The sequence below is a fragment of the Streptomyces sp. NPDC001292 genome (assembly GCF_042896465.1).
In the GTDB taxonomy this organism is placed as follows: domain Bacteria; phylum Actinomycetota; class Actinomycetes; order Streptomycetales; family Streptomycetaceae; genus Streptomyces.
In genome coordinates this window covers 608,369-625,530 of sequence record NZ_JBIAXG010000001.1, presented here as the reverse complement: position 1 = coordinate 625,530, position 17,162 = coordinate 608,369, and the positions used below count along the sequence as shown (strand labels likewise).

At 70.5% G+C, this 17,162-nt stretch carries 13 protein-coding genes; 1 reads left to right on the top strand and 12 read right to left on the bottom strand.

Features of this window, described 5'->3' with window-relative positions; genetic code table 11:
• Nucleotides 1-1,270 precede the first annotated feature (1,270 nt).
• Nucleotides 1,271-4,402, top strand: coding sequence for an isoleucine--tRNA ligase (ileS, locus tag ACFY4A_RS02705; protein ID WP_390827597.1), 3,132 nt, complete (start codon nt 1,271-1,273; stop codon nt 4,400-4,402).
• Between the two features lie 211 nt (nt 4,403-4,613).
• Here ileS and ACFY4A_RS02700 read toward each other — a convergent pair whose 3' ends face one another.
• The 12 genes from ACFY4A_RS02700 to murF form a co-directional block, all read right to left on the bottom strand.
• Complete coding sequence (locus ACFY4A_RS02700) at nt 4,614-5,765, bottom strand: DivIVA domain-containing protein (protein WP_390827596.1); 1,152 nt, start codon at nt 5,763-5,765, stop codon at nt 4,614-4,616.
• Nucleotides 5,766-5,817: 52 nt separating this feature from the next.
• A complete protein-coding gene (locus ACFY4A_RS02695) occupies nt 5,818-6,108 on the bottom strand; it encodes a YggT family protein (protein WP_365418926.1) in 291 nt (96 codons plus the stop codon).
• 51 nt (nt 6,109-6,159) lie between these two features.
• Nucleotides 6,160-6,801, bottom strand: a complete 642-nt coding sequence (locus ACFY4A_RS02690) for a cell division protein SepF (RefSeq protein ID WP_390827595.1) — start codon at nt 6,799-6,801, stop codon at nt 6,160-6,162.
• Nucleotides 6,802-6,928: 127 nt separating this feature from the next.
• Complete coding sequence (locus ACFY4A_RS02685) at nt 6,929-7,648, bottom strand: YggS family pyridoxal phosphate-dependent enzyme (protein WP_390827594.1); 720 nt, start codon at nt 7,646-7,648, stop codon at nt 6,929-6,931.
• 6 nt (nt 7,649-7,654) lie between these two features.
• Nucleotides 7,655-8,383 carry a peptidoglycan editing factor PgeF gene (gene pgeF / locus ACFY4A_RS02680; protein WP_390827593.1) on the bottom strand — a complete coding sequence of 243 codons (729 nt, stop codon included), beginning with the start codon at nt 8,381-8,383 and terminating at the stop codon, nt 7,655-7,657.
• The gene (gene ftsZ, locus ACFY4A_RS02675; RefSeq protein ID WP_390827592.1) at nt 8,380-9,591 is read right to left on the bottom strand and encodes a cell division protein FtsZ; all 1,212 of its coding nucleotides are present in this window, start codon (nt 9,589-9,591) and stop codon (nt 8,380-8,382) included. The genes pgeF and ftsZ overlap by 4 nt, the downstream gene beginning before the upstream one ends.
• A gap of 278 nt (nt 9,592-9,869) precedes the next feature.
• On the bottom strand, nt 9,870-10,667 hold the full coding sequence (locus ACFY4A_RS02670) for a cell division protein FtsQ/DivIB (protein ID WP_390827591.1): 798 nt from the start codon (nt 10,665-10,667) through the stop codon (nt 9,870-9,872).
• A 28-nt stretch (nt 10,668-10,695) separates the two neighbouring features.
• Nucleotides 10,696-11,784, bottom strand: a complete 1,089-nt coding sequence (murG, locus tag ACFY4A_RS02665) for an undecaprenyldiphospho-muramoylpentapeptide beta-N-acetylglucosaminyltransferase (RefSeq protein WP_390827590.1) — start codon at nt 11,782-11,784, stop codon at nt 10,696-10,698.
• Nucleotides 11,785-11,790: 6 nt separating this feature from the next.
• A complete protein-coding gene (gene ftsW, locus ACFY4A_RS02660; protein WP_390827589.1) occupies nt 11,791-13,176 on the bottom strand; it encodes a putative lipid II flippase FtsW in 1,386 nt (461 codons plus the stop codon).
• A gap of 96 nt (nt 13,177-13,272) precedes the next feature.
• Nucleotides 13,273-14,691, bottom strand: coding sequence for a UDP-N-acetylmuramoyl-L-alanine--D-glutamate ligase (murD, locus tag ACFY4A_RS02655; RefSeq protein WP_390827588.1), 1,419 nt, complete (start codon nt 14,689-14,691; stop codon nt 13,273-13,275).
• Nucleotides 14,673-15,743 (bottom strand): phospho-N-acetylmuramoyl-pentapeptide-transferase, encoded by a 1,071-nt coding sequence (mraY, locus tag ACFY4A_RS02650; protein WP_390827628.1) that lies wholly within the window; start codon nt 15,741-15,743, stop codon nt 14,673-14,675. The genes murD and mraY overlap by 19 nt, the downstream gene beginning before the upstream one ends.
• Entirely contained in the window at nt 15,743-17,158 is a 1,416-nt protein-coding gene (murF, locus tag ACFY4A_RS02645; protein ID WP_390827587.1) for a UDP-N-acetylmuramoyl-tripeptide--D-alanyl-D-alanine ligase, read from the bottom strand. The genes mraY and murF overlap by 1 nt, the downstream gene beginning before the upstream one ends.
• Nucleotides 17,159-17,162: the final 4 nt, after the last annotated feature.

Sequence of the window (17,162 nt, the reverse complement as noted above, 5' to 3'; positions counted from 1 at the left end):
GCCGCCCGAGGCGGGTGCCGCACGACACCCCCGGCACCCGGCCGCTCGGCGGGCGTCTTCTTCGCGGCCGTCCGGCCGGCACGGGCACCCCTGTCGGCGGCCTCCGCCGCCACGGTGCCCTCGGCGGCCTTCTCCCCCACGTCCGGGGCTTCGGCGGAGGGCTTCCTCGCCGTCGCACGCTTGCTCGGGGGCTTCCTCGCCGCGGCGGCCTCGGCGCGGGACTCCTCGGGGGCGGGCCTCTTCTCCGGCTCGGATGTCGGCGCGGTCGCCTCCAGTGGGGCCTTGCCCGCCACGGGCTTCTTCGCGGCCGTCTTCTTCGCCGTGGTCTTCCGCGTGCTCTTCGCAGGAGCCGCCGGTGCCGGTTCCAGGGGCGCCGCCGTCCCCTCCCCCGCGGCAGCGGGTTCCTGCCCGGCCGCCCCGGCCGACCTCTGCCCGCCGCGCTCGGCCACAGAAGACTTGGACGTGTTCGCCCTGGTCGTCGGGCCCCTGCGCCCGCGTCCCGTCGTCGCTCCGGCCTTGGCCGGCTGCTTCGGCGTGACCCTCTCCTTCACGGCCACCGCCTCCTTCGCGGCCATGCCTGACGCCCTGGCCGCCGCTCGGGTGGTCTTCCCGGCCGCGCCACCGGCGGCATCGGGGAGGCCGCTGCCCCGGGACCTGCCGGACGCCGACTGCTCGGCGGTCTTCTTCGCCACCATGGCCGCGGCCCCTTCACATATTGTGATCTTGCTCGCGAATCGTGCTGGGACGATAAATCGACTCGAGTCCCGCGGCAACGGGGCACGCCGCCCGATTCGCCCGCCTCGCGCGGATCGCGCGGCCGGCATGCATGCGTTGTGCCCAGCTCGCCGCCGCGTAATCCGACCAGCGGCACGTCCTACGATCCGGATGGCACCGCCGCGCCATCCGGGTCACCACCGGTCCGGAAAACGGGTCGGCCCCGGTCGCCGGGGCGCCGTACACTGGGCGGAGCGAAAAGCGTGGATGGGGACGAGTAGCGGCGTAGGCAGCCCAGAGCGACCCGGGGACGGTGTGAGCCCGGGGGCGAGCGCGACGTGAAGATCACCCCGGAGCCGCCGGAAGAAAGCCCCAGCACGGAGCCAGGGGCCGGTAGAACCGGCATCGCGACCCCAATGAGGGGGCTCGTCGGAGCGTACGGCGCACCGGTGGGCCAAGGAGGGTGGTACCGCGGGAGCGCGCCGAACACGGCGTGGACAGCACAAAGGCTCTCGTCCCTCCGACGGAAGGCAGCACATCCGCCGGAGGAAGATCGATGACGCAGTACCGCCAGGTGCCCGCCCAGGTCGACCTGCCCGCCCTCGAGCACGCCGTGCTCGACTTCTGGCGCGAGCAGAAGATCTTTGCCAAGAGCCTGGAGCAGTCCGAGGGCCGCCCCGAGTGGGTGTTCTACGAGGGCCCGCCCACCGCCAACGGCATGCCGGGCGCCCACCACATCGAGGCGCGCGTCTTCAAGGACGTCTTCCCCCGCTTCCGCACCATGCGCGGCTACCACGTGGCCCGCAAGGCCGGCTGGGACTGCCACGGCCTCCCGGTGGAACTGGCGGTCGAGAAGGAGCTCGGCTTCAGCGGCAAGAAGGACATCGAGGCGTACGGCATCGCCGAGTTCAACGACAAGTGCCGCGAGTCCGTGCTCCGCCACACCGACGCGTTCTCCGAGCTGACGACCCGCATGGGCTACTGGGTCGACCTCGACGAGGCGTACGTCACCATGGAGCCCGAGTACATCGAGTCCGTCTGGTGGTCGCTGAAGGAGATCTTCAACAAGGGCCTGCTGGTGCAGGACCACCGGGTCGCCCCCTGGTGCCCGCGCTGTGGCACGGGCCTGTCGGACCACGAGCTGGCCCAGGGCTACGAGACGGTCGTCGACCCGTCCGTCTACGTCCGCTTCCCGCTCACCTCCGGTCCGCTCGCCGGCCAGGCCTCGCTCCTGGTGTGGACGACGACCCCGTGGACGCTGGTGTCCAACACGGCGGTCGCCGCGCACCCCGAGGTCACTTACGTGGTCGCGACGAACGGCGAGGAGAAGCTCGTCGTCGCCGAACCGCTGGTCGGCAAGGCGCTCGGCGAGGGCTGGGAGACCACGGGCGAGACCTTCACCGGCGCCGAGATGGAGCGCTGGACGTACCAACGCCCGTTCGAGCTCGTGGAGTTCACGGAGCCGGCGCACTACGTGGTCAACGCCGAGTACGTCACCACCGAGGACGGCACGGGTCTGGTCCACCAGTCCCCCGCCTTCGGTGAGGACGACCTGAGGGTCTGCCGGTCCTACGGCCTTCCGGTGGTCAACCCCGTCCGCCCGGACGGCACGTTCGAGGAGGACGTCCCGCTGGTCGGCGGCGTCTTCTTCAAGAAGGCGGACGAGAAGCTCACCGAGGACCTCGGCGACCGCGGCCTGCTCTTCAAGCACGTGCCGTACGAACACAGCTACCCGCACTGCTGGCGCTGCCACACCGCGCTGCTGTACTACGCGCAGCCGTCCTGGTACATCCGCACCACCGCGGTCAAGGACCGGCTGCTCGAGGAGAACGAGAAGACCAACTGGTTCCCTTCGAGCGTCAAGCACGGCCGGTACGGCGACTGGCTGAACAACAACATCGACTGGGCGCTGTCCCGCAACCGCTACTGGGGCACGCCGCTGCCGATCTGGCGCTGCGAGGACGGCCACCTCACCTGTGTCGGCTCCCGCGCGGAGCTGACCGGGCTGACCGGCACCGACCAGTCGGAGCTCGACCCGCACCGCCCGTTCATCGACGAGGTCGTCTTCCCGTGCCCGCGGTGCGAGAAGACGGCCACGCGCGTGCCCGAGGTCATCGACGCCTGGTACGACTCGGGTTCGATGCCGTTCGCGCAGTGGGGCTACCCGTACAAGAACAAGGAGCTGTTCGAGAGCCGGTACCCGGCGCAGTTCATCTCCGAGGCGATCGACCAGACCCGCGGCTGGTTCTACACGCTGATGGCGGTCGGCACGCTGGTCTTCGACAAGTCGTCGTACGAGAACGTCGTGTGCCTCGGCCACATCCTCGCCGAGGACGGCCGGAAGATGTCCAAGCACCTGGGCAACATCCTCCAGCCGATCCCGCTCATGGACCGGCACGGCGCGGACGCGGTGCGCTGGTTCATGGCGGCCGGCGGCTCCCCGTGGGCAGCCCGCCGGGTGGGCCACGGCACCATCCAGGAGGTCGTCCGCAAGACGCTCCTGACCTACTGGAACACGGTCGCCTTCCAGGCCCTGTACGCCCGTACATCCGCCTGGGCTCCCACCGAGGCCGACCCGGCCCCGGCCGACCGCCCGCTGCTCGACCGCTGGCTGCTCAGTGAGCTGCACGCACTGACCGACCAGGTCACGCAGGCCCTGGAGGCGTACGACACCCAGCGCGCCGGCAAGCTGCTGTCGGCGTTCGTCGACGACCTGTCGAACTGGTACGTCCGGCGCTCGCGCCGCCGGTTCTGGCAGGGCGACAAGGCCGCGCTGCGCACGCTGCACGAGGTGCTGGAGACGGTGACCAGGCTGATGGCGCCGATCACCCCGTTCATCACCGAGCGGGTCTGGCAGGACCTGATCGTGCCGGTCACCCCGGGCGCCCCGGAGTCGGTGCACCTGGCCACCTGGCCGGAGGCGGACCTGCCGGCGATCGACCCGGAGCTGTCGAAGCAGATGGTCCTGGTGCGCCGCCTGGTGGAGCTGGGCCGTGCCACACGCGCGGAGTCGGGCGTCAAGACCCGCCAGCCGCTGTCCCGGGCGCTGGTCGCGGTGGCGGGCTTCGAGTCCCTGGACCGGGAGCTGCACACGCAGATCACGGAAGAGCTGAACGTCTCCTCCCTGGCGTCGCTGAGCGAGGTCGGCGGGTCCCTGGTGGACACCACCGCCAAGGCCAACTTCCGTGCGCTGGGCAAGCGGTTCGGCAAGCGGGTGCAGGACGTCGCCAAGGCCATCGCGGGCGCGGACGCGGCGGCGCTGTCGCTGGCGCTGCGCGAGGGCACGGCGTCGGTGGAGGTCGACGGCGAGACGGTGACGCTCGCGCCGGACGAGGTGATCATCACCGAGACCCCGCGCGAGGGCTGGTCGGTGGCGTCCGACTCCGGCGCCACGGTCGCCCTGGACCTGGAGATCACGGAGGAGCTGCGCCGTGCGGGCCTGGCCCGGGACGCGATCCGGCTGATCCAGGAGGCCCGCAAGAACAGCGGCCTCGACGTGGCCGACCGGATCGCGCTGCGCTGGACCGCGACGGACCCGGCGACCATCGCCGCCCTGAGCGAGCACGCGTCGCTGATCGCGGAGGAGGTCCTGGCGACGGACTTCGCCCAGGGCGAGGCGGACACCGGCTACGGCGACGCCTTCTCCGACGAGGGCCTGTCCCTGACGTTCCGCCTCCGCAAGGCATGACCCACCGGGGGCGACACCTGCCCCAGCGGGGAGCCCGCCCGGCCACGAGGCGGAGGGCTCCCCGCCCGGCTTGAAGGGGCGTAGCCCCTGGGCAGGGCGGCGAGGGCGGGCGCGCGGCCACGGCATACGGGAACGGCCCCGGAGGGATCTCCCTCCGGGGCCGTTCTCTCAGGCTGCCGACGCCTAGTCACCAGAACCCGTCAGGGTTCCCTCAGTTGTCGTCCTCGTCGATCAGGAAGCCGCGCATCGGCGACGGCGCCTGACCCATCGGAGCCGGGCCCTGCGGACGCACCGGGGCCATCGGCTGGGTCATCGCCGGGGCCATCTGCTGCTGACCGCCGTAGGACGGACCCGACGGGCTGGGCGCACCGCCCATCGGCTGGCCGCCGCCGTACGACGGGGCGCTCGCGCCGGCCGGAGCCATGGAGGGCGCCGGGGACGGCGGGAGGGACGGGGCCGCAGGCGTGCGCGGCGGGGCGAGGGAGTCGTCCGCCTGGGTCTCCAGCTGACGCAGCTGCGACTCCAGGTACGACTTCAGGCGCGTGCGGTACTCGCGCTCGAAGCCGCGCAGGTCCTCGACCTTGCGCTCCAGCGTGGCGCGGGCGGACTCCAGGGAGCCCATCGCGACGCGGTGCTTCTCCTGCGCGTCCCGCTCCAGGGCGTCGGCCTTGGCACGGGCGTCACGCTCCAGACCCTCGGCACGCGAACGCGCCTCGCCGACGATCTTGTTGGCCTCGGACCGCGCCTCGGCGATCGCCTGGTCGGCGGTCTGCTGGGCCAGCGACAGGACGCGCGCGGCGCTGTCGCCACCGGGACCCTGACCCATCGGGCCGGGGCCGCCCATGGGACCGGGGCCGCCGCCCATCGGGCCGGGACCCATCTGACCCTGCATCGGACCCTGGCCCATCGGACCCTGGCCCATCGGACCCTGGCCCATCGGCCCGGGACCCATCTGGCCGGGGCCGGGGCCGGGACCCTGGGGGCCCTGACCGCCCGGGCCGGCGGGCAGCTGCGGGGCACCGCTGGGCAGCTGGGGCGGGCCACCCATGGGGCCGCCCATCTGCTGCTGCGGTGGGCCCGATATCCCGGCGGGCACCGGAGCGCCCGGCCCTCGCATGCCCTGCTGCTGAGGATGCGGCGGCTGCTGGTCCTCCGGAGGCTTGCGCATGTTCTGCTGGTTCTGGGCAGCAGCGCGCGTGGCCGCGGCCAGTTTGGCGCGCAGGTCCTCGTTCTCGCGGAGCAGTCGGGTCAGCTCGGCTTCGACCTCGTCGAGGAAGGCATCGACCTCGTCCTCGTCATAGCCTTCTCGGAGGCGGACGGTCGTGAACTGCTTGTTCCGCACGTCCTCGGGGGTCAACGGCATCTCTTCACCTCAACGTAGTCATCGGCAGTCGGCAAGACCGTATCGTCCACAGTCACCTCGCGAAGTTCCCCACGATGGAGATCAGGATGTAGACGATGATCATCAGTACGAAGAAGGACAGGTCGAGCGCCACGCCCCCGAGACGCAGCGGCGGGATGAACCGCCGCAGAAGCTTCAGCGGTGGATCGGTGACAGTGTAGGTGGCCTCCAGAACGACCACCATCGCCTTGCCGGGTTGCCACGAGCGGGCGAACTGGAACACATAGTCCATGACCAGCCGGAAGATCAGCACGATGAGGAACACCATCAGCGCGATGTAGAGAACCTCCATGGCCACACGCATGATCGGTGCTTCCCTCTCCCCTGTTACGTGCCAGTTCTACGGTGGTGCGTCTCAGCTCTGGTTGAAGAACCCGCCCTCTGCGATGCGGGCCTTGTCCTCCGCCGTGACATCGACGTTAGCAGGCGACAACAGGAACACCTTCTGCGTCACCCGCTCGATACTGCCGTGAAGACCAAACACCAAACCGGCGGCAAAGTCGACAAGTCGCTTCGCATCTGTGTCATCCATCTCAGTCAGATTCATGATCACCGGGGTGCCCTCACGGAAGTGTTCCCCGATGGTACGGGCCTCGTTGTAGGTCCGGGGGTGAAGTGTGGTGATCCGGTACGGCTCTCGTTCCGACACGACCTTGGGCATGATCACCGGTGCGTTCTTCTCCAGGCTTGCGCGGTCTTGTGTGATGGACGCCACGGGCGCGATGCGCGCCGGACGCCCGGATTCCGCCGGGAGCGAAGCGGAATGCGACACCGGTTCGCGGGGCGCCGGGGGCTGCATCACTCGCACCGGTTCATCCCTTTGGGGCTGATGTGTTCCGTGCGACTGGTGCGGTGGCTCATGCCGTCGGCGGTCCCGCTCGGGTTCCGGGTCCAGCTCGGGTTCGAAGTCGTCATCGGGGTCGAATCCCCGGCCGTCGTACCCATCGTCCTCCACGAGGCCGAGGTAGACCGCCATCTTGCGCATCGCGCCGGCCATGCTCTGAGTCCTCCGCTCTGTGGTGGATCCGCTGACGACCGCCAAGTGCCCGCGATCCACGTGGTCGTTGCGCCCCGTTGGGCGATATTGACCATATTTTCTGCTGTGGTCCGACTTCTTGGCGACGTTACCCGAGCCTGGAGCGGACTCCGAGTACCGCGCTGCCGACGCGCACATGTGTCGCTCCGGCGGCCACGGCCTGTTCGAGGTCCCCGCTCATCCCTGCCGAGACCATGGTGGCAGCCGGATGGGCTCCGCGCAGGTCGGTCGACAAATCCATGAGGCGCTCGAACGCGGCCTGTTGCCGGCCGGCGTACTCCCCGGTCAGCGGGGCGACGGTCATCAGCCCGTCGAGCCGCAGTCCCTCGGAACGGGCGACGAGGTCGGCCAACTCTTCGATTCCGCCGGGCCCCACGCCTCCCCGCTCACCGCGCCCACCCTCCCCCGCGTCCAGCGCCACCTGGATGAGGCAGCCGATCTCACGCTCCGCCCGCACGGCCTCCCTGGAGAGCGCGGTGACGAGCCGGGAACGGTCGACCGACTGTACGACATCGGCGTAACCAACCACGGATCGCACTTTATTGGTCTGAAGTTGACCAACAAAATGCCACGTCAGGGGCAAATCAGCACACTCGGCGGCCTTGGGCGCCGCCTCCTGGTCCCGGTTCTCGGCGGTGTGACGCACACCGAGTTCCGACAGCATCCGCACATCCGCGGCCGGGTACGTCTTGGTGACCACGATGAGGGTCACCTCCTCCCGCGCCCGGCCCGCGGCCGTGCACGCGGCGGCGATACGCCGCTCCACCTTCGCCAGGTTTCCGGCGAGTTCGTTCCTACGGTCCGTCATGCCCCATCAGTCCAGCCAGACATAGCCCGCGAGTCGACCCGTGGTGCGGTCGCGGCGGTACGAGAAGTGATCGCCCGACTCCCGCGTGCACACCGGCGACTGCTCCCGGTCGTGCACCCCGAGGCGCTCGAGCTGCGCGTGCACGCCCGCGCTCACGTCGACGGCCGGCGTGCCCCAACTCGTCTCGGAGTGCGCCGCCGGCTCGATCGCGGCCACCTCGGCGCGCATGTCCTCCGGCACCTCGTAACACCGGCCGCACACGGCGGGCCCGGTGCGGGTGGTGATGCGGTCGGGCCGGGCGCCGAGCGACTCCATCGCTTCGACCGCGGCCGGGACGACCCCCTTGACCATGCCGGGCCGCCCGGCGTGGACCGCGGCGACCACACCTGCGACCGGGTCGGCCAGCAGCACCGGAACGCAGTCCGCGGTGAGCACGGCGAGGGCGAGCCCGCGGGCCGCGGTCACCAGGCCGTCGACCGGCGGGGTGAGCCGCGTGGTCCACGGCCCGTCGACCTCGGCGATGTCGTTGCCGTGCACCTGATTCATCCAGACCACCCGGTCCGGATCGAGTCCGAGCGATTCGGCGGTCAGTTGGCGGTTGGCGCGTACCGCGCCGGGGTCGTCGCCGACCGCGCCGCCGAGATTGAGCTCCTCGAACGGAACGGCGCTCACCCCGCCCCACCGGTCGGTGAAGGCGAAGTGCGCGCCGTTCACGGTGTCGTGCCGATCTATCACTTGAGGAAGTCCGGGACGTCCAGCTCCTCGGCCGCGCTGTCGGAGTAGCTGCGCGGCGACGGGGTGACGGGCGGGGCCATGGGCGGCAGGTCCTGCACCGGCTCGGGTGCGACGGGCTCCGGCTCCTCCTTCGGCATCACGCTGCCGAGCGAGCCGAAGGTCGGGCGGCTCTCGGGCTGCCGCACCGGGGCCGGCTCCTCGCGGCGGGCCGGAGGCGCGGAGGCGGCCGAGCCGAGGACGTTGTCCCGGCGGGCCGGCGGCTGACCGCCGTCGAAGCCGGCCGCGATCACGGTGACCCGGACCTCGTCGCCGAGGGCGTCGTCGATGACCGCGCCGAAGATGATGTTGGCCTCGGGGTGCGCGGCCTCGCTGACCAGCTGGGCGGCCTCGTTGATCTCGAACAGACCGAGGTCCGAGCCGCCCGAGATGGACAGGAGCACGCCCCGGGCGCCGTCGATGGAGGCCTCGAGGAGCGGGGAGGAGATCGCCATCTCGGCCGCGGCCACCGCGCGGTCGTCACCGCGGGCCGAGCCGATGCCCATGAGCGCCGAGCCGGCCTCGGACATGACCGACTTGACGTCGGCGAAGTCGAGGTTGATCAGGCCGGGGGTGGTGATCAGGTCGGTGATGCCCTGCACACCGGACAGCAGCACCTGGTCCGCGGACTTGAACGCGTCCAGCACGCTGACCTGGCGGTCCGAGATGGACAGCAGCCGGTCGTTGGGGATGACGATGAGGGTGTCGACCTCTTCGCGGAGCTCGGCGATGCCGTCCTCGGCCTGGTTCGCGCGGCGCCGCCCCTCGAAGGTGAACGGGCGCGTGACCACGCCGATGGTGAGGGCACCCAGCGAGCGTGCGATGTTGGCCACGACGGGCGCGCCGCCGGTACCGGTGCCGCCGCCCTCACCGGCCGTCACGAAGACCATGTCGGCCCCCTTGAGGACCTCCTCGATCTCCTCGCGGTGGTCCTCGGCGGCCTTGCGGCCGACGGCCGGGTTGGCCCCGGCGCCGAGTCCGCGCGTGAGTTCGCGGCCGACATCGAGCTTGACGTCGGCGTCGCTCATCAACAGCGCCTGCGCGTCGGTGTTGATGGCGATGAACTCGACGCCCTTGAGACCGACCTCGATCATCCGGTTGATGGCATTGACACCACCGCCGCCGACACCGATGACTTTGATGACTGCGAGGTAGTTCTGCGGTGCTGCCACGTCGAAGGCCTCTCGCCTCGAGTTACGTGTCGCCGCCTCGCGGTCCTGCCGCGATCCGACGACTGATGCCGAATGGGACGGTCCGAACGCCGACCCGAACCCTAACCCTGAAGTTTAGGGTTACCAGTGTGTCTGTTCCCTGAAGTCTTCGGAACAGGACACTAAGTCGACAAGTGGCGCCCGTTCAACGAACACGCCGAACCTCCCGTTTTTCTTTTCACCCTATGTGATCAGCCATAGCGGCGCTCAACCAGGGTGTTGGCCTGCGCTGATGTGCGTCAACTCCCCGATGACGCCGGGGCGGTGGGAACCCTGACGTCGAAGTGCCGCGCGCCGGGCGCCGCTTTCATCAGCGCGGTCAGGGTGCGGGCCTTCAGCCGGCCGTTCTCGCTGCTGCCCCAGGCGACGGTCCGGCCCCCGCTCAACTCCAGTGAGATGTCGTCGTAGGTACGGACCTTGACCACCCGTGTCTCGCGGGCGACCGCGACGGGAATCCGCCCCGCGACCGCGACCGCCTCACGCACCAGCCGGGCCTCACCGAAGCGCCGCAGGCTCGCGGTGGCCGTGCTCGAGCGGGAAAGCGACAATTCCAGCAGAGGCACGCCTTTCGGCGGCTGGGAAACCGTGGCGAACCGGACACCCTTCGCGTCCACTTCGACGAACTTTCCGCCCTTTTCCTCCACCATGACCGGAGTGCGCTCGACCACTTTCAACACGATTCCATGCGGCCATGAGCGCACCACGTCAACCGAGTCAATTCGGGGCAATTCATGACGTAGCCGGGCCTCGACCGCATCGGTGTCGACGGAAATCAGCTGCGTTCCGAGCCGCACTCCGGCGGCCGCGCGCACCTGACTGGACGTCAGGACGGTCGTGCCGGAGGCGGATACGCGCTCCACGCGCGTCCACTGCGAGCCGTACAGCACCCACAGGGAGCCGGCGCCGAGGCACAGCAGGGCCAGCGAAAGAATGATGATCGTACGAGGGCGCAGCCGTCTCAGCCGGTGGACCAGAGGCGGGCCGGACGACGACTCCTGCTGGCGTTCACCGCGCTCCGCGGTCGTCGGTCCGGCCACGCTCTCAAGCCCTTTCGTGCATACGGTCCTAACGGTGCGAGGCGATGGCCTCGTACACCATGCCGACGAGCAGCTCGTCGGCGTCCCGGCGGCCGAACTCCCCGGCGGCGCGGGACATCTGGTACAGCCGGTGCGGATCGGCGAGCACGGGCAGGACGTTCTGCTGCACCCACTCGGGGGTGAGTTCCGCGTCGTCGACCAGCAGTCCGCCGCCGGCCTTGACCACCGGCTGGGCGTTCAGCCGCTGTTCGCCGTTGCCGATGGGCAGCGGGACGTAGGCGGCGGGGAGCCCGACGGCGGAGAGTTCGGCGACGGTCATCGCGCCGGCGCGGCAGAGCATCATGTCGGCCGCGGCGTACGCGAGGTCCATCCGATCAAGGTAACTTACCGGGATGTAGGGCGGCATTCCCGGCATCTGCTGCACCTGGGGCAGTTCGTTCTTCGGGCCGACCGCGTGCAGGATCTGGATGCCGGCCTGCTGGAGCCAGGGCGCGACCTGCTGGACCACCTCGTTGAGCCGGCGGGCGCCCTGGGAGCCGCCGGAGACCAGCAGCGTGGGCAGGTTCGGGTCGAGCCCGAACGCCGCACGGGCCTCGGGGCGCACGGCCGCCCGGTCCAGGGTGGCGATGGCGCGGCGCAGCGGGATGCCGATGTAACGGGCACCGCGCAGCTTGCTGTCGGGCGTGGAGACGGCGACCTGTGCGGCGTACCGCGAACCGATCTTGTTGGCCAGGCCCGGGCGGGCGTTGGCCTCGTGGATGACGATGGGCACACCGAGCCGCTTGGCGGCCAGGTAGCCGGGCAGGGCGACGTAGCCGCCGAAACCGACCACGGCGTCCGCCTTGGTGCGTTCCAGAACCTGCTCGGCCGCCTTGATCGTGCCGCGCAGCCGGCCCGGGACGGTGATCAGCTCGGGGGTGGGCTTGCGCGGCAGCGGCACTGCCGGGATGAGCGCGAGCTCGTAGCCCCGCTCGGGGACGAGCCGGGTCTCCAGGCCGCGCTCCGTGCCCAGGGCCGTGATCCCCACGGTCGGGTCCTGCCTGCGCAGGGCGTCCGCGAGGGCGAGCGCGGGCTCGATGTGGCCCGCGGTACCTCCGCCGGCGAGTACGACATGCACCGAAATTCACCGCTCTCCGGACGGACGCGCCGCCGAGGCACGCCGTCGCATCGTGTTCCATCTCCGAGGCTCGCGACCGGATCCGCGGTCGGATCTCCGGCCGGGCGCGGAGCCTCCTGCCCGCTTTCTACCAAAGCGAGGTTGCCGCATGGCAAGCGCAGCCCGCGCAGCGGGCTCGTCGCGCGCGAAGGCGATCAGCAGCCCGATGGCGAACATGGTCGGCAGCAGGGCGGATCCTCCGTAGGAGAACAGCGGGAGCGGGACGCCGGCGATCGGCAGCAGACCGAGCACCGCACCGATGTTGATCACCGCCTGCACGGTGATCCAGGTGGTCACGCCTCCCGCGGCGTACCTCACGAAGGGGTCCTCCGTGCGTCCGGCCACGCGGATGCCCGCATAGCCTAGAGCGGCGAACAGGGCGAGTACCGACAGCGTCCCCCCGAGGCCCAGTTCCTCGCCGGTGACGGCGAAGATGAAGTCGGTGTGGGCTTCGGGGAGTTGGCCCCATTTCTCCACGCTGGCACCCAGTCCGGAACCGAACAGTCCGCCGGAGGCCAGGGCGTAGATGCCGTGCACCGCCTGCCAGCACTTGGTCGCGTCGCTGGAGCCGATGCAGGCGAACCGGCCGAGGCGGTTGGGGCTCATCTGGATCAGCAGGAAGCCGATCACACAGGCGAACGAGAGCACTGCCACGAAGAGCCGGGTGGGTGCGCCCGCCAGCCACAGCAGGCCGAACAGGATGGCGGTGAGGATGATCGCGGTGCCCATGTCGCCGCCGACCATGATCAGCCCGAGCAGCATGAAGGCGACCGGGACGAGCGGCACCAGCATGTGCTTCCACTGGGTCAGCAGCCGCTTGTCCTGCTTGCGCGCGATCAGGTCGGCGCCCCACAGCACCAGCGCCAGCTTGCCGATCTCGCTGGGCTGGATCTGGAAGGAGCCGCCCAGCGCGATCCAGTTCTGGTTGCCGTTGACCGCAATCCCTATCCCCGGTACCTGCACCAGCGCCATCAGGGCCACCGCGCCCGCCAGGATCGGGTAGGCGAGCGCCCGGTGCAGCCTGACCGGCATCCGGGCGGCGAGCAGCAGCAGTCCGGTGCCGATCACGGCCGCGAGCAGCTGTTTGCGGAAGAAGTACGAGCCCGGCAGTGCCTTCTGCAGCGCGGTGATCTGGGAGGCCGAGTAGACCATCACCAGACCCAGCACGGTGAGCAGCAGACTGCCGCCGAGGATCAGGTAGTAGGCCGTCAGCGGCCGGTCCCAGGCCCGTCGCGCCCGGACGATCAGGCTCGCCACTGTGCCCCGGCCGGGGGTCCGGACGGCCGCCGGGCGCTTGACGGTCCGCTGCACGGGCGGCCTGCCGGTACGGCTGCTGCCGGGGCTACCGGGCATCGGGTCCTCCGCCGTACGTCGGCCGCGCAAGTCCGGCTCGGCTCACGGGTCCCACGCCTCCCTCCCGAGGTCGCCCGGCAGCAGGGGCGGCCGGGATCAGGCGCCGAGTCCGGATACGGCCTCCGCGAACGCCTCGCCGCGCCTGTTGTAGTTGGCGAACATGTCCATGGAGGCGCAGGCCGGGGCCAGCAGCACCGTGTCGCCGGGCCGTGCGAGCCGCCGCGCCTCCTGGACGGCCTGGAGCATCGCCCCAGTGTCGGTCCGGTCGAGGTCGACGACGGGTACTTCCGGGGCGTGTCGCGCGAGGGCGTCACGGATGCGCGCGCGATCGGCTCCGATGAGGACGGCGCCGCGGAGCCGCTTCGCCGAGCTCGCGACGAGCTCGTCGAAGGTCGCGCCCTTCGCCAGACCGCCCGCGATCCACACGATCGACTCGTACGCCGCCAACGAGGCCTGAGCCGCGTGGGTGTTGGTGGCCTTGGAGTCGTCGACATAAGCCACGCCGTCCACGTCGGCCACGTGCGCGATGCGGTGGGCGTCCGGGGTGAAGGCCCGCAGGCCGTCCCGGACGGCCTGCGCCGGAACCCCGAAGGCACGCGCCAGGGCCGCCGCGGCAAGGGCGTTGGCGATGTTGTGCGGGGCCGGCGGGTGGATGTCGGAGACCTCGGCCAGCTCCTGGGCGTTCCCGTGCCGGTTCTCGACGAAAGCGCGGTCGACGAGGATGCCGTCGACGACGCCGAGTTGGGAGGGGCCGGGCGTGCCGAGCGTGAACCCGACGGCACGGCAGCCCTCCTCGACGTCCGCCTCGCGCACCAGGTCCTCGGTGGCCTTGTCGGCGGCGTTGTAGACGCAGGCGACGCGATTGCCCTCGTAGATACGGCCCTTGTCGGCGGCGTAGGCCTCCATGGAGCCGTGCCAGTCGAGGTGGTCGGGGGCGAGGTTGAGGACGGCGGCGGAGTGGGCGCGCAGCGAGGGCGCCCAGTGCAGCTGGTAGCTCGACAGCTCCACCGCCAGGACGTCGTACGGCTCCTCGCCGAGGACGGCGTCCAGCAGGGAGACGCCGATGTTGCCGACGGCCGCCGTGCGCAGGCCCGCCGCCTCGAGGATGGAGGCGAGCATCTGCACGGTGGTGGTCTTGCCGTTGGTGCCGGTCACGGCGAGCCACGGGGCGGCGTCGGGGCCGCGCAGCCGCCAGGCGAGTTCGACGTCCCCCCAGACGGGTACGCCGGCCTGCCCGGCGGCGCGGAAGAGCGGCTTGTCCGGCCGCCAGCCGGGCGCGGTGACGATCAGCTCGGTGCCCTCCGGCAGGGTGTCCCCGTCACCGAGGCGCACGGTGACACCGAGCGCCTCCAGCTCGGCCGCCTGGGTCCGGGCGCGCTCGTCGTCGCCGTCGTTGACGACGGTGACGTGCGCGCCGAGACCGTGCAGGACCTTGGCCGCCGGGACACCGGAGACGCCGAGTCCCGCGACGGTGACGTTCTTACCCTGCCAGTCGGTCACTTGTCCGCTGCCCATCCCGCATAGAAGAGGCCCAGTCCGACAATCACACAGATACCCTGAATGATCCAGAAACGGACCACGACGAGCACTTCGGACCAGCCTTTGAGTTCGAAGTGGTGCTGGAGCGGCGCCATACGGAAGACCCGCTTCCCGGTGAGCCGGAAGGAGCCGACCTGGATGACCACCGACATGGTGATGAGCACGAACAGGCCGCCCAGCAGCGCGAGCAGCAGCTCGGTGCGGGAGCAGATCGCCAGGCCCGCGAGCACACCGCCGAGCGCGAGCGAACCGGTGTCGCCCATGAAGATCTTGGCCGGCGAGGTGTTCCACCACAGGAAGCCGAGGCAGGCGCCCATCAGCGCGGAGGCCACGACCGCGAGGTCGAGCGGGTCGCGCACCTCGTAGCAGGCGTTGGGGTTGGTCAGGGTCATCGCGTTGGCGCAGGACTCCTGGAACTGCCATACGCCGATGAAGGTGTAGGCGCCGAAGACGAGCACGGAGGCGCCGGTGGCCAGACCGTCCAGACCGTCGGTGAGGTTCACGCCGTTCGACATCGCGAGGATCATGAACAGCGCCCAGATCACGAACAGCACCGGGCCGATCGTCCAGCCGAAGTCGGTGATGAACGACAGCTTCGTGGAGGCGGGGGTGTTGCCGCGGTTGTCGGAGAACTGCAGCGCGAGCACCGCGAAGGCGATGCCGACGATCAGCTGGCCGGCCATCTTCGCCTTGGCGCGCAGACCCAGCGAACGGCGCTTGACGATCTTGATGTAGTCGTCGAGGAAGCCGACCAGGCCCATGCCGACCATCAGGCCGAGCACCAGCAGACCCGAGTACGTCGGGGTGTAACCGGTGATCACCTTGGACAGGAAGTAGGCGGCGACCGTGGCCAGGATGAAGGCGATGCCACCCATGGTCGGCGTACCGCGCTTGCTGGCGTGCTCGCGCGGGCCGTCGTCGCGGATGTACTGGCCGTAGCCCTTGCGGGCGAGGAGCTTGATCAGCAACGGGGTGCCGACCAGCGTCAGGAAGAGGCCAATGACTCCCGCGAACAGGATCTGCTTCATCATCGGGCGGCGACCTCACCCTCGGCACCGGTCTCGAGCAACGCCTGGGCGACGCTCTCGAGGCCGACCGAACGGGACGCCTTCACGAGGACGACGTCCCCCGGGCGCAACTCGCTGCGCAACAGGTCGATCGCCGCCTGTGCGTCGGACACGTGCACCGACTCCTCACCCCACGAACCCTCGTTATATGCGCCCAGTTGCAGCCAGGACGCTTCCCTGCGCCCGACCGCGACGAGCTTGCTGACGTTGAGCCGGACGGCGAGCCGTCCGACCGCGTCGTGCTCGGCGAGCGCCTCGTCCCCGAGCTCGGCCATCTTGCCGAGCACCGCCCAGGTCCGCCGTCCCCCGCCCATGGCCACGAGCGCGCGCAGAGCGGCCCGCATGGACTCGGGGTTGGCGTTGTAGGCGTCGTTGACGACCGTCACGCCGTCCGGGCGCTCGGTGACCTCCATCCGCCAGCGGGAGAGGGAGCCCGCCTCGGAGAGCGCGGTCGCGATCTCAGTTGCGGACATGCCCAGCTCATGGGCGACGGCGGCCGCGGCGAGCGCGTTCGACACGTGATGCTCACCGTACAGGCGCATCGTCACATCGCTTGCACCGGAGGGTGTGTGAAGCCTGAAGGCCGGCTGCCCGCTGTCCGTGAGTCTCACGTTCTCGGCGCGTACGTCCGCTTCGCCGGACTCTCCGAAAAAGATCACCTTCGCCTTCGTACGGGAGGCCATGGCCCGTACCAACGGGTCGTCGGCGTTGAGGATCGCGGTTCCGCCGTCCTCGGCCGCGGGCAGGCTCTCCACCAACTCGCCCTTCGCCTGGGCGATCTGCTCGCGGCCGCCGAACTCGCCGATGTGGGCGGTGCCGACGTTGAGCACCAGGCCGACCTTCGGCGGGGTCAGCTCGGTCAGGTAGCGGATGTGGCCGATGCCGCGGGCGCCCATCTCCAGTACGAGGAACCTCGTCTCCTCGGTGGCGCTCAGCGCGGTCAGCGGCAGTCCGATCTCGTTGTTGAGGGAGCCGGGCGTGAACACGGTCGGCGCCTTGCGCCGCAGCACCTGGGCGATGAGGTCCTTGGTGCTGGTCTTGCCCGCGGAGCCGGTGAGGGCGACGAGGGTCGTGCCCAGCCGTTCGACGACGTGGCGGGCGAGGGCGCCGAGGGCGGCCTGCACGTCCTCGACGACGATCGCGGGCACGCCGACCGGGCGGGACGCCAGCACGGCGGCCGCGCCCGCCTCGACGACGGCCGCGGCGAAGTCGTGGCCGTCCACGCGCTCGCCGACGAAGGCGACGAAGAGGCTGCCGGGCACCACCTCGCGGGAGTCCCGGACCACGGGCCCGGTGACCTGCACGGACGGATCCGGTATGTCGTGCGTCTGCCCGCCGACGACGGCTGCGATCTCGGCGAGGGAGAGGGCGATCACAAGT